Below are 14,325 nucleotides of genomic sequence, written 5' to 3' on the forward strand. Positions count from 1 at the left end.
AATGGATATTAATTGTGATCTAGGAGAAAGCTATGAAGCGTTTTTGACCGGAAGAGATGAAGAGATACTAGATTATGTGACATCAATCAATATTGCGTGTGGCTACCATGCGGGTGATCATTCCATTATGCACCAAACAGTTCGGAATGCAATTCGCAAAAATGTTCATATTGGTGCACACCCTGGGTATCCTGATCGTGAAGGATTCGGGCGAAGGGATATGGCGTTTAGCCCAGCAGAAATTTACGATATGATTGTCTATCAGGTAGGGGCACTGCAAGCGTATGTCCATATCGAAAAAGGGACAGTACATCATATCAAGCCCCACGGAGCACTATATAATCAAAGTGCAAATGATAAGGAGAAAGCTTCAGCCATTGTTCATGCGGTGTATGATCTTCATCCTCAGCTTATTTTATATTGTTTAGCGGGTAGCCAAATGGCAGAAATCGCAAGGGATAAGGGTCTTCAAGTATATGAGGAGGTTTTTTCTGATCGCCGTTATCACTCTAATGGCACATTAGTGAGCAGACAGGAACCGAATGCCTTAATACAAACTGAAGAAGAAATGCTGGAGCATGTCAAAGGTATTTTAACGGCAAATGAAGTATTGTCTATAGAGTCTCAAAAAATAAAAGTAGCGGCGCACACCTTATGTATTCATGGAGATGGTCCACATACCTTGGACTTTGCTAAAAAGATTGCTGCTCTTAGGAGGCAACTACATCAACAATAAAGTAGATGGCTTCAGCATAATGGATTGAAACACAAAAAAGTTCGCATAAAGGGCGAACTTTTTTGATTGGAAGAGCATTTTTATTTTACATACATTTTTCTGTGATTCTTGGCGTCCTCAATAAGACCAATTAGCCGCATCACTATGTAAGTTACCCCTAATCCGATACAAGCACCTGCTAACACATCTAAAGGGTAGTGTACACCGATAAAAATTCTCGAAAATGCCATAAAGCAGGCCAGCAAGATGAGGACAGCTCCAATTTTTCTTCGTTTCCAAAACAAAGCAAATGCTAAGGCAAATGCACCTGCCGCATGATTACTTGGAAATGATGGGTCTAGATTTGATTTTTCAAGTAATAATATTACGCTATGATTGACGAATGGACGTGGTCGAAAATACACCATCTCTATTATTTTATCGATACCAAGTGTAAGAATAGCAATCGTTACGGCGTATAATACTATTTTTCTATTTTCATGCTGATTTTGAGAGTTTGAAAACCATAGCCATATCAATAATAATCCAAATAGGATAGGGCCATATTTTGAAAACAAGAGGACAAGTTGATCAAAAATAGGGTATTGTCCTGCAAACTGGTTAAGTAATTTAAAAAGCTGATAATCTATTGTCATATTTTCTTTAAGAGGAAACTCCTTCTAGTTTAGACACTTGCACATCATCCTCGGAGGATAAAAACTTTTCTAATTCATGTTTATTTTTTTCTAAATCAATATCTAGAACTGCACCTACATTTACATGTTTGTTTTCAAAAGAACTGGCAACAGGAATCCGTAAAGTATCTACCCCATTAGAGTGTCCATCCATTAAACCTTTTCCAATTGCAAGTATTGTTTTTTTGTCAACGTTCGTATCGATGTATGCCTCTGCAACACCTAATATTTTTGGTAAATTCATTAAGCTTTGAAAGCTAATCTGATCTTTAACCTTTGTCATAATTTCCTGCTGGCGTTCCACTCGTCCGAAATCACTTAAACGATCGTGACGGAATCGTACATAAGCTAATAACTGATCACCATGTAAAGTTTGTTCTCCAGGAAATAATGTCATGCCAATGCCATATGACATTTCATAAGGGATGTCCACATCAATCCCATTGGGTGCTAGAAGATCAACAATTTTAGGGAATCCTTCAAAATCAACGATAGCATAGTAATTTACATCAATATCAAAGTTTTGTTTAATGGTCTTCCTAACAAGTTCTGGACCTCCAAAAGCAAATGCAGCGTTTATTTTATTCTTTCCGTAATCTGGGATGTCAACATACGTATCTCTCATAATAGAAACGATTTTTACTTGATTCGTCGTTTGATTATAGTGTCCAATCATTAAGGCATCCGATCTACCTTCTTCGCCTCTAGTATCACTACCTATCAAGAGGACATTAATCTCACCAAATTGTAGGTCTGCGCCTTGGAAGGGCTCAAAAGTTTCTTCAGCCTCAGCTTCATTTTTACTGTCGTCTTCTGCCATGGCCAACCCACTATTGTACTGATAAAACCAATAAACAACCCCTATTATAATCATTGATGCGAATATGAAACATGAATTTTTTAGCCATTTACGGCTTGTTTTACTACTTTCCATAAATTAATAAATCCACCTATCCGTTATTTTTCAACAAAGATTTTCCGGTAAGTTGTACAGCTATTGCATCATCTAAATATCCAATAGGAAATACATAATCCGGAATTACATCTACAGGAATAATAAAATATAATAATGTACTTCCGATTATTGTTAATTCAAATAGTGTACCTTTATCTGTTGTAAATTTTTCATATAACTCTTTTAGCTTATTTATAAATGGTCCAACACTACCTACTTTTTGAATCTTTTCATTAAAACTCGTATGAATGGTATGTTTGCCTTCCTCCGTTTGAGAAAATAGTCCATAATCGTCTAATTTTTTTTCAACATCTTGCACTGAAAACTGGTTGTCGTATACATTTGATGCCTTAAGAAAGGTTTGTATGGCATCAACTGAGGTATGAATATCTGATTGTGACTCTTCTTGTCTTTGTTCCATAGGATATCCCGCTGCTTCAAATAGCTGAATAAAAGGAACACCAAGACATTCAGCGAATTTTTCTACATGTTGTGGTGTAGCTTTTCGTTTATGATTAATAATCCGTGAAATCGTAGCCGTATCGATTCCTGTTAGTTCACTAAACTTTCGCATAGATAATGAACGTTCTTTCAATAGCTCTTTCAACAATAAACCTAAAGTCGTATTTTCTTTCATTTCCGTCATATTCGATTCTCCCTTCTTCATTAAAAATAACTGTTGAACAGAAGTGTATAATGATGTTGACAAATTGTCAACACTCGGCAATGAAATGCTGCCAAATGGAAGTAATAACGGTAGCATGCTTACATTTGATTAGTTGAAGGCTTATTAGCGTTTTGGAATGTTTTCAAATTGCGGTGAATGCCTGATAAATAAAGGTAGAATGCACTTAATTGTAAGAAGCGAACAAGCTTTATATTCTGACTTTTCTAAAAAAACAAAAGTTTTTTCATCGGATTTTGTCGGATTCTATAAGTATCTCTTATTATTAGGCAAGCCCCAAAAAAATAATATGAGGAGGTACGAAGAATTGAAAAAGAAATTTAAAATTAGTTTAGCCAGTCAAATTTTAATCGGTTTGATTTTAGGGATTATTGTTGGTGGTATTTTTTATGGCAACCCCAAAATTGAAACCTACTTACAACCATTAGGGGATATTTTCCTGCATTTAATTAAGATGATTGTTGTGCCGATTATTATTTCGACGTTAATCGTAGGTGTTGCTGGTACTGGAGACATGAAACAGCTTGGACGATTAGGCGGGAAATCCATTATTTATTTTGAAATTATTACAACAGTAGCTATCGTAGTTGGATTACTTTCCGCGAATATTTTCCAGCCTGGCGCAGGTTTAAACATGAACGAGCTATCTCAAGGAGATATTTCAAAATACGTGTCAACTACAGAAGAAGTACAGCATGAAGGACCGTTTGATATTATTGTAGGCATCGTACCGACCAATATCATTCAGTCAATGGGTGAAGGCGATATGCTTGCGATCATATTCTTTGCTGTTATTTTTGGTTTAGGTGTTGCGGCCATTGGCGATCGAGGTAAACCAGTTTTAGACTTCTTCCAAGGGGTAGCAGATGCGATGTTCTGGGTAACTAACCTTGTGATGAAATTTGCGCCACTCGGGGTATTTGGTTTAATTGGTGTAACCGTTTCCAAATATGGATTCGCCTCTCTAATACCTTTAGCTAAGCTGGCTATCCTTGTTTACGCTACAATGCTATTCTTTATATTTGTGATTCTTGCACTTGTTGCAAAATTCGTAGGTGTCAATATATTATTTTTAATTAAAGTACTGAAAGATGAGCTCATTTTAGCATTCTCAACAGCAAGTTCAGAGGCTGTGTTGCCACGAATTATGTTGAAAATGGAGAAATTAGGGGCTCCAAAGGATATTGTATCCTTTGTTATCCCGACCGGTTACTCCTTTAACTTAGACGGCTCAACGCTGTACCAAGCGATCGCTGCATTATTTATTGCGCAAATGTACGGTATTCACCTAAGCATTGGTGAACAAATTACGTTAATGCTTGTATTGATGGTTACATCGAAAGGGATTGCAGGGGTTCCAGGGGTATCTTTCGTAGTACTTCTTGCCACTTTGGGTACTGTCGGCATTCCGTTAGAAGGTCTAGCATTTATCGCTGGTATTGACCGTATCCTGGATATGGGACGTACAGTTGTTAACGTAATTGGTAACTCATTAGCGTCATTAGTAATGGCGAAATGGGAAGGCCGTTTTGATACAGTGAAAATGAAAAATTACTTTAAGGATAATGAAAATTTAGCCTAAACTTTATCACAATATTTAGTGTAAGTTAACATAGAAAACACCTTTCGTCGATAAATGGTTTTAACCATAATCAATCAACGTAAAGGTGTTTTTTAAGTCTACTAGATTAGTATTGTCTAAAGACTTTATAAGATTAAACTTAATTCTCGCTTTCAATTGTTGGAATTATGTTATATGTGTAGCCTTCATCTGCTGCATTCCTTTCTTGTTGACCTACTTTGACTTAACAGTAGAACTGGGTATGTTACTTCGTGTTTAGCAGCTCATGTTTGAGAATTTAGTAAATGACTCACATAAACCCCCTTAATTCTCTAGATAAAGTTTTCACGCACTCCATATTAACTCCAGATAGTTCAAATATATTTGAACTACCAAGGAGGTAAGGAAATGAATTTTATCAAACGTGCATTTTTAAGTGTTAAGGCAAGGAAAGGGAAATCGATTATATTATTTACAGTATTTTTAGTAGTTTCCAATTTAGTATTAGCCGGCTTCGCCATACAAAATGTGTCACAGAAGGCGAATGACCATGCTAGACAAACATTAGGTGTAGACGTAAGTCTTCGAATGGATGAAGAAAAGCTTATGGAAAACGTGGCAAAGCAGCGACAAGAAAATCCAAACGGAAAAATACAACACCCTGAGCTTTTTGCAGATGATGCAGATCGGTTAGCTAAATCACCATATGTAATAGACTATAACTATCTTAAAAGTGACATGGTTGTAGCAGATGATTACACACCTATTAACGATGCTGAAGGTGATGATGGGGTAAGCGGTGCAGTTGGTAGTAGTGTCTCTGGAAATATGAAAATGCCTAATACGTTTCTTCAAGGTGTGAGAAGTTCTGAATTATTGCAAGAATTTACGGATGGAACACATGAAATAATGGAAGGTCGTTCAATTACACCTGAGGATAAGAATAGGAAAGTAGTGCTAGTTGAAAAGCGATTAGCAGAACAAAACGAGCTTCAAGTTGGCGATATGATAAAGGTCCAATCAATGGAAGGGACGACTGAAGTAGAGTTGGAAATAATAGGAGTATATAAAAATTCTGGTATAACTGACTTCGAGGAAAATTTACCAGCTATGATGCATCCATCTAACAAACTATACACAAATTATGACTCGACGAAAGAGAGCGGTGAAAAAAATTCAGTCATTAATGAAGCTATCTACTACTTAAATGATCCAGAAAATATAGCAGATTTCAAAACCGACGCAAAGAAAAGCAATATCGATTTTGATTTGTTCAAGTTAGATGCACATGATGCTTTATATCAGAAAATGGTTGGTCCTATTGAGAATATTGCTGCTACTTCAAAATGGATGGTCTATTTAGTATCTATTACAGGATCAATTATTTTAGCTCTTATTATTATGTTAACCATAAAAGAGCGACGTAAAGAATTAGGCATACTCTTAGCAATCGGTGAGAAAAAGAGAAAATTAATTGGCCAACTATTAGTAGAAGTATTATGTATAGCCTTACTAGCATTTGGTATTTCTACAATTACAGGTGAGACAGTGTCTCAAAAAATGGGAGATAGTTTATTACAGCAAGAGGTTATTGCCTCTCAAGAAAATCAACAAGAATCTAATAATTTAGGATTCTCATTTGGCATGATGAATAAGCAAGATAATGATGTGGAGCCTATCGATGATATTGATGTAAGTATAACTTCACAAGATGTGTTGAAGTTAGGTGGATTAGGACTGTTAATTGCCATATTATCGACGCTTCTTCCAGCACTATCCATTCTTCGCTTAAATCCAAAAGAAATACTATTAAAAGATGAGTAGGAGGAGTCCCATATGGACACAATATTACAATTTAAAAACCTATATTATTATTATGTAAGTAATAACAGGAAGAATACTTTACTAGAGAATGTGAATTTTACGTTTGAGCAAGGCTGTTTCTATAGCGTTTTAGGTCCTTCAGGCTCAGGAAAAACAACAGCACTTAGTTTGGCAAGTGGCTTAGATAACCCGAAGGAAGGACATGTGCTCTATAAGGGAAAAGATATAAGAAAAATTGGTTTGGATAAATATAGAAATAAATTTGTTTCGGTTATTTTTCAATCCTATAATCTGATAACGTACATGACGGCCCTTCAAAATGTAGTAACAGCAATGGAAATTACAGGGGTTAAAGTAAAAGATAAAAAGAAAAGAGCTCTCGAATTATTAGAAATGGTAGGCTTGACCGAAATAGAAGCAAAAAGAAAGGTTTTACAGCTTAGTGGTGGTCAACAACAACGTGTAGCTATTGCTCGAGCATTATCTAGTGATGTGGATTTATTAATTGCGGATGAGCCGACGGGTAATTTAGATGAGAAAACCTCGGCTGAAATCGTTGAACTATTTCAGGAATTAGCCCATCAAGAAAATAAATGTATTATTGTTGTGACGCATTCACAAGAAGTAGCCAAACAATCTGATAAGATTATTTACCTTAAGAAACGCAATTTAGTTTGTGAAAATCTGAATAAGTAACTTAGCTAATCCAAGAATGGGAGTGGTATAAATGTGGACAAAAATAGTAACCTCATTAGGCTTAGTCTCTATTGGTATAGCTATAGGAATGCTTACTAACTTAGTGGCCTTCAATGGTGACTTAGGTGACAATGAAAGCAATATGTATCAGGGTTATAATTCGTATTTAGATGAAATGAATCCGGCTCAGGGGGATTCGGAATCTCCAAAACCGAGAGGTAAACTGACCCCAGAACAATGGGAGGAGTTCACATCAAAATCTGGTGGACAAATGCCTGAGCAGTGGGATCCATCCACACCTCATTCAGAAGAAAGTATACAAGGTTCAACATCTCCGTATTAATTTTCTTTCATAATTATCGTAAAAAACAACATAAAACCTCCAAAGATTTGTAAATTTAACCTATGAATCTTTGGGGATTTTTGTACCTGAAGGTTATGTTGTTCTTATGATATGGATGTATGACTTTGATCGTAGGATTCATATAAAATTTTTTAGGAAATAATGTAGGTATCTTCACATAAACTACAGATTGCGTGGTTATAATGGCTAACTAGGGGGGGATATCTTAATGAACTATAATATTTTAGTAGTAGAAGACGATTTAGAAATTCAAGAATTAATTAAGCAGTTTTTGATGACACAAAATTATACGATTGAGGTGGCATCTGATGGAGTAGAGGGAATAAAAAGATTAAATACACAATCATTTGATTTAATTCTCCTTGATGTTATGATGCCGAATCTCAATGGATTTGAAGTGGCCAAAATGCTACGCAATCAATCTAATATACCCATTATATTTTTAACTGCGTTAGAAGAAGAACAAGATCAAATGAAAGGCTTTGATCTTGGCATTGATGATTATATTACTAAGCCGTTTTCATTTCATGTGCTGATCAGACGAGTACAAGCGGTTCTTAGAAGAAGCAATCATAAAAATTGGGGTAATCATTTAAATTTTAATGAACTGAATGTCGACTGTGACGGGTATAAAGCTTATGTAAATAAGGAGGAAATACCTTTAACTACAAAAGAATTCGAAATTTTACAACTACTACTCCATAATGAAAAAAAAGTGCTCACTAGAGAGATCATAGTAGAAAAAGTTTGGGGATACGATTATTCGGGAGAAACACGGATGATTGATACTCATATAAAAAACTTAAGAAAAAAATTAAATTTACCCTATATTAAAACTGTAAAGGGTATCGGATACAAAATCGATGAATAGGATTGTAAACTTCATGAAGATGAAAAAAATAACCTATAAGCTCTTTATGATTACTTCACTTATATTGCTATCGTTTGCGGTCTTAATTTATTTAACTTTATACTTCTTCCTTCCAACATTCTACGAGCAATATAAAACAAATCAGCTTCAATCCGGCATAGCAGAAATAATTCATAAATCTAAGAGTTTAACAGTAAGAGAAGCTAAAGAGCTTTTGGATGAGTACTCCAAAGAAAATAATGCAATCATTTACCTACAAGAAAAGAACGGAAATATTATCTATTCGCCTTCTTTTAATTTTCAAGGAAATACGCAATCATCCATTATTACCGGAAAAACATCACAAAATGAAGAAAATGTTAATGCCTTTAATCATTCCTTGCCCATACAATTTCTGAATGAACGTAATTTAATGGTTACTGTATTCGCGACATTTCAACCCATCGATGAGGCCTCTCAGGTTTTAGTACGTTTTCTTCCTTATATAAGTATCATTGTTGTTTGTATTGGCTTGGGCAGTGCCTATTTATATTCAAGGTTCATTACAAAACCACTTCTCTATATAAATGAACGTGCACAAAAGATGGCAAATCTCGATTTTTCAGAAAATATAGTAGTTCGTTCTAATGATGAGTTGGAGGAGCTATCTAATAGTTTAAATGAGATGTCGAATAATTTGCAAAAAACAATGGATGATTTACGAATAGCCAATGAACAATTAAAAGATGATATTGAAAGAGAAAGAAAAATCGAAACAAAACGGAGGGAATTTTTTGCTACAGTTGCACATGAGTTAAAAACTCCACTCACTGTAATGAAGGGATATATAGAAGGCATGATTTATAATATCGGACCTTATGAAAATCGTGACTTCTATTTAGAAAAAAACCATAAAATTATAGAGGGCATGGAACAACTTGTCCGTGAAATTTTGAGTATGTCCAAACTAGAACAAAATATATTTAAAATCCAAATGAAAGAAACAAATCTCTCAAATTTAATTGAGACGATAATGAAAGACCTCGTTTTTTTTGCATCTCAAAAGGAGATTACTGTTATAAATAAAATTCCCCCGAATCTTTACGTATTTTCAGATAATGATTTACTAGAAAAAGCATTTAAAAATATTATCCATAATGGAATTATGTATTCACCACAAGGAGAAACAGTCTATTTAGAATTGACGGAGGATTCCAAAGAAAATCAAATTCAAATCCAAGTCATTAATACCGGTGTACAAATTAAAGCAGAGGAACTACAACAATTATTTCAGCCTTTTTATAGACTCGAAAAATCAAGAAATAGGAACACGGGTGGGAGTGGATTAGGCTTATATATCGTCAAGCAAATATTTACATCACTCTCTATAAATTATTCTTTTAATAATGTTGAAAATGGCATTCGATTTTTAGTTACATTTCCTCAAATTAAATAAATGGTACGAAGATTGGCGTCTCAAAAGCATACACAGATGACTCAATAAAGTAATTAGATTTATTGAGTCTTATATTAGATAGGAGATCGACTGAAAATGAAGATAAGAACAAAGTTAATTATTATTTCATTGAGCCTATTATTAATTCCAGGTTTAATTATAGGCGTGAGCAGTTATAATTCTGCTAACAAGCACTTGGATGATTTGGGAGAGAGGATGCTAAAAAATAATGTAGAAATGGCACTTCAATTAATTGATTCAATGAATTATGCCGTTCAAATTGGTGAAATAACTTTAGAAGAAGCCCAAGAGAAAGTAAAACAAAATTTAATTGGGGATTTACGAACTGATGGTACCCGTGAAATAACGACAAATGTTGATTTAGGTGAGGACGGCTATTTTGCCATTTACGGAGCGGATGGAGAGAGGATCGCTCATCCATTCTCAGAAGGAGAAAATGCGTGGGAAAGTGTCGATAGTCATGGGGTTTATATGGTACAAAATATGATAAACGCAGCACAAAATGGCGGGGATTTTACATATTACGCTAGAGCAATGCCCAACGACCCTGATGCAGAAGAGGATAAAATAGCCTACTCTGCTATTGATCCGAACTGGGGTTGGGTGGTAAGCGCTAGTAGCTTCATGGCTTCATTTAATCATGGCATTCATTTAATTCAATACACGATTATCACTACTCTTAGTATCAGTATTTTAATAGGTGTAATCGTTATATTTTTATTTTCCAGACATTTAGCCATTCCAGTTCAAATGATTACTGACAGAGTTGAAAAGATCGCCAATCAACATTTAACCTTTACGTATTTAAACGTTAAAAATAAGGATGAGTTAGGTATATTAGCAACAGGAATAAATACGATGACTACAAATTTAAGAGGAATGATTGAAACCGTTTCGAACTCAGCCGAACAAGTTGCGGCTACATCTGAACAACTTACTGCGAGTAGTGAACAGACAAGCACGGCTTCAGATGAAATTACGAAGGCTATTCAGCAAATTTCTACAGGACAAGAAAAGCAACTGGTTGGAATGAAAGAAGCAAATCATTCCGTTACAGAGATATCATCGAGTCTTACAGCAATTACGAAAAATATTAAAGAATTAAATGACCTATCCATTGAAACCTCTAAAGTCTCTCTTTCTGGTAATGAAGTGATTACACAGTCCGTTGAACAAATGAATCAAATAAATAAACAGAACTTAATGACAAATAAAGCCATGCTATTGCTCGAAAGTAAATCACAAGAGATTGGTGAAATTATTAATGTCATTACTAGCATTGCAGCACAAACCAATTTACTTGCTTTAAATGCAGCGATTGAAGCCGCGCGCGCAGGGGAGCAAGGGAAAGGTTTTGCTGTTGTAGCTGATGAAGTTAGAAAACTAGCAGAGGAATCAGGAAATGCAGCTAATAATATTTCTACTCTAATAGGTGAAATACAACTTCATACACAAAATACAGTACAAATTGTCAATGAAGGAAAAAGTGTAGTTGAAACGGGTATACGTTATGTTGCAAACGCTGGGAAAACATTTGATGAAATAGCAGCTGATGTAGACATGATTAACAATAAACTTTCATCTGTCTCTACGGAAATTCAAGAAATTAATGCTAATACAGAGATTTTAGTAAATGAAATACTGAAAACCAAAGATGTTACCGATCAGTCATCGAGTTACACACAACAGGTTGTTGCAGCAGCGGAAGAACAGTCTGCTACTATGATTGAGATGACATTTGCTTCTCGTTCTTTAGCAGAGATGTCTCAGGAGCTTCAAAATCTAGTATCAAACTTTAAAACCAACGAATGAATCATTATATTTGGTAAGGTTTATAAAAGTAGAGACATATTCTTATGGTAAAAAGAATATTGAGCTAACAAATTTATGAACACGTAAATTTGTTAGCTATTTTTAATAGAGTTCAAAATGGTATCCATTGATATTCCACATAAACTTCACACGACATTCATATGGACTACAGATTAGCTTTATAAAATAATATAATAGTAATTTTTTGATAAAAGATGGAGGTTGAAACGACCCTATTGGAGGAATTAGGATGGAGACCGGTATGACATTATTTGAATCAAATCGAAAATCTGTATTAGAAAGTATTGAACATAAAAAATCTTTCACAATAGTATACATTACGATTATCAGTTGGCATGACTTGGACCTTTCTAAATGTATAGATGTGGTTAGGAGAAAGCTAACTTTGTATCAACCAAAAGTGGAATGGTATAGAGTATTTGATAAGGAATTTCTATTAGTCTGTCATGCTCAGTCCCAAGCTCGTTTAATTAGTCAAGAACTATCAAATATTGAATATTTAAAGATACACTATCTATATGTCCAAGATAGAAAACTTCCTGCGTTAAATTACGTTAGACAAGTCTATTTGCAAAACATAACTAGCGATGAACTAAAAGAGTGTAATTCACAGAAAGGTTTAGTAACTGAAGAGTTTGAAATAGTCTTCCAACCGATATTACACCATAATAGGCAATTATCCTTTGAAGCACTAAGTAAATGGCGGTGGGAAGAGATGGGTTCTATCTCTCCGGGTATATGTATTCCAATTTTAAATATAGAAAGTTTAATAGAATTAACCAAGAATATTATCAAAAAAGCTGTTGATTTATTGAGTAGATATAATGAAGTCGTTTATGTTTCTATTAATTTATCAGCGCCATTAATCAAAGATATTACTTGGTTAATCGAACATCTAGATGAAATTGGTATTACTAACAATAACCGAATTGCTTTTGAAATAACTGAGGAAACTATAATGGGGATAGAAGCTAGTGAAAATCTAAAAATTATACGTGATCGAGGTCATATTATATTTATTGATGGTTTCGGCTCTGGTTCTGGAAACTCGAATTTTCAATATATGTCCTTACTGCCCCTTGATGGAGTGAAACTAGATAGGTTGTTTATTAGTGGGAAATCAAATAAAAAGGTAATGGAGCTGCTGACAAATATTATCAAGGCCATAGATTTAGAAGTAATAATAGAAGGTGTAGACAATGTTGAGCAGCTTAATACCTTATCTGAAGCCCAATACGATTCAATACAAGGCTATTACATATCAAAACCACTAACAATAAATGAATTGACGAAATTTATGAATGACAATTGCTAGACTAAGTATAGTACGACAACAAAAGAATACCCTGTCGACATGAAGGGGATATTTAGAAAAATAAAACGACAGCAAAAAAACGCAATCCCCTGATGGGGGGCGTTTTTTGCTGTATAAAACCTTTTCTATTAGTTGTGGTGAAGGTGAACAATAAGAAAGAAGGGAACTCCAGATAATCTCCAGGAAATCTCTAGAAATTCTCCACCCTATTACCATATGAACTACAGATACTGCCTCTATTATAAAACCTGTAAGACAAAATACATCTTAAAAGGAGAATAAAAACATGAAAAAGAAAAAGAGATTAGCTGCTACTACTTTAGGTGCCGTATTCGCACTATCCACGATGGGGTCTGCATTTGCAGCAGAGGCACCAACTCAAGTGAGTGAGAAAAGTGAATATGTGGTAGGTCAAGTAAGTAAACCAACGAACTTTGATGAAATTTCAAAAGAAAAGGTGCAAGCCATTTTTGATCAAGCAGAAGCGGGTACACTAACAAAAAAAGAATCTATGAAGCAACTTGATGCTGCGCTAGGCATTAAGGGAGATAAAAATAAAGTGAGTGGTCCTGCAAGTAAACCATCGAACGTTGATGAAATCTCAAAAGAAAAGGTTCAAGCCATTTTTGATCAAGTAGAAGCGGGTACACTAACGAAAGAAGAATCCATGAAGCAACTTGATGAAGTGCTAGGGCTGGATGGAGATAAAAAACCTACAGGTAAACCAACGAACGCTAATGAAATTTCAAAAGAGAAGATGCAAGCCATTTTTGACCAAGTAGAAGCGGGAACACTAACGAAAGAAGAAGCGATGAAGCAACTTGATGAAGTGCTAGGGTTGAACGGAGATAAAAAACCTACAAGTAAACCATCGAACGCTAAAGAAATCTCAAAAGAAAAGATGCAAGCCATTTTTGACCAAGTAGAAGCGGGTACACTAACGAAAGAAGAAGCGATGAAGCAACTTGATGAAGTGCTAGGGTTGAACGGAGATAAAAAACCTACAAGTAAACCATCGAATGCTAATGAAATTTCAAAAGAAAAGGTGCAAACCATTTTTGACCAAGTAGAAGCGGGTACACTAACGAAAGAAGAAGCGATGAAGCAACTTGATGAAGCGCTAGGGTTGAAGGATGATAAAAATAAAGTGAGTGGGCCAGCAAGTAAACCTGTAAAGTAACTTTCAAGAAACCTCAAAAGTAGAGAAACTCTCCATTATAAACCAAGTAACAGGCAACCTAATATATAAGAAATAAAAGTAAAAGTGACAATATAGTAATAAGAATACAGAAGCACCGATACATTCGTAGTTTTTTTACATGTATTGGTGCTTTTTAATGTGTAGGATATTTAAT

General features: G+C 34.9%; 13 protein-coding genes. 10 read left to right on the forward strand and 3 right to left on the reverse strand.

From position 1 onward, the window contains the following. Position 1 precedes the first annotated feature (1 nt). Positions 2–736 (forward strand): 5-oxoprolinase subunit PxpA, encoded by a 735-nt coding sequence (locus C9J29_RS06290; protein WP_174804710.1) that lies wholly within the window; start codon positions 2–4, stop codon positions 734–736. Positions 737–816: 80 nt separating this feature from the next. On the opposite strand, the gene C9J29_RS06295 is transcribed toward C9J29_RS06290, so the two are convergent. The 3 genes from C9J29_RS06295 to C9J29_RS06305 are packed head-to-tail and all read right to left on the reverse strand — an operon-like array spanning position 817 to position 3,011. Further along, positions 817–1,371: a phosphatase PAP2 family protein gene (locus C9J29_RS06295; protein ID WP_107921798.1), complete on the reverse strand. Its 555-nt coding sequence runs from the start codon at positions 1,369–1,371 to the stop codon at positions 817–819. A gap of 7 nt (positions 1,372–1,378) precedes the next feature. Continuing rightward, the gene (locus C9J29_RS06300) at positions 1,379–2,344 is read right to left on the reverse strand and encodes an LCP family protein (RefSeq protein ID WP_107921799.1); all 966 of its coding nucleotides are present in this window, start codon (positions 2,342–2,344) and stop codon (positions 1,379–1,381) included. 16 nt (positions 2,345–2,360) lie between these two features. After that, entirely contained in the window at positions 2,361–3,011 is a 651-nt protein-coding gene (locus C9J29_RS06305) for a DUF1232 domain-containing protein (protein ID WP_043990126.1), read from the reverse strand. 346 nt (positions 3,012–3,357) lie between these two features. On the opposite strand from C9J29_RS06305, the gene C9J29_RS06310 reads away from it, so the two are divergent. The 9 genes from C9J29_RS06310 to C9J29_RS06350 all read left to right on the forward strand — a co-directional run bounded on the left by C9J29_RS06310 (position 3,358) and on the right by C9J29_RS06350 (position 14,150). Further along, complete coding sequence (locus tag C9J29_RS06310; protein ID WP_025115097.1) at positions 3,358–4,632, forward strand: cation:dicarboxylate symporter family transporter; 1,275 nt, start codon at positions 3,358–3,360, stop codon at positions 4,630–4,632. A gap of 387 nt (positions 4,633–5,019) precedes the next feature. Beyond that, positions 5,020–6,435, forward strand: coding sequence for an ABC transporter permease (locus C9J29_RS06315; protein WP_107921800.1), 1,416 nt, complete (start codon positions 5,020–5,022; stop codon positions 6,433–6,435). Positions 6,436–6,447: 12 nt separating this feature from the next. Then, positions 6,448–7,131 carry an ABC transporter ATP-binding protein gene (locus C9J29_RS06320; RefSeq protein WP_043990124.1) on the forward strand — a complete coding sequence of 228 codons (684 nt, stop codon included), beginning with the start codon at positions 6,448–6,450 and terminating at the stop codon, positions 7,129–7,131. Positions 7,132–7,162: 31 nt separating this feature from the next. Further along, positions 7,163–7,474, forward strand: coding sequence for a hypothetical protein (locus tag C9J29_RS06325; protein WP_107921801.1), 312 nt, complete (start codon positions 7,163–7,165; stop codon positions 7,472–7,474). A 229-nt stretch (positions 7,475–7,703) separates the two neighbouring features. Further along, a complete protein-coding gene (locus tag C9J29_RS06330; protein WP_008176378.1) occupies positions 7,704–8,366 on the forward strand; it encodes a response regulator transcription factor in 663 nt (220 codons plus the stop codon). After that, entirely contained in the window at positions 8,359–9,801 is a 1,443-nt protein-coding gene (locus tag C9J29_RS06335) for a sensor histidine kinase (protein ID WP_107921802.1), read from the forward strand. The genes C9J29_RS06330 and C9J29_RS06335 overlap by 8 nt, the downstream gene beginning before the upstream one ends. Before the next feature lie 96 nt (positions 9,802–9,897). After that, complete coding sequence (locus C9J29_RS06340) at positions 9,898–11,634, forward strand: methyl-accepting chemotaxis protein (RefSeq protein WP_107921803.1); 1,737 nt, start codon at positions 9,898–9,900, stop codon at positions 11,632–11,634. Between the two features lie 250 nt (positions 11,635–11,884). Next, positions 11,885–12,970: an EAL domain-containing protein gene (locus tag C9J29_RS06345; RefSeq protein WP_008176373.1), complete on the forward strand. Its 1,086-nt coding sequence runs from the start codon at positions 11,885–11,887 to the stop codon at positions 12,968–12,970. 286 nt (positions 12,971–13,256) lie between these two features. Beyond that, complete coding sequence (locus C9J29_RS06350) at positions 13,257–14,150, forward strand: hypothetical protein (protein ID WP_107921804.1); 894 nt, start codon at positions 13,257–13,259, stop codon at positions 14,148–14,150. Positions 14,151–14,325: the final 175 nt, after the last annotated feature.

The organism is Lysinibacillus fusiformis, from assembly GCF_003049525.1.
GTDB classification, from domain to species: domain Bacteria; phylum Bacillota; class Bacilli; order Bacillales_A; family Planococcaceae; genus Lysinibacillus; species Lysinibacillus fusiformis.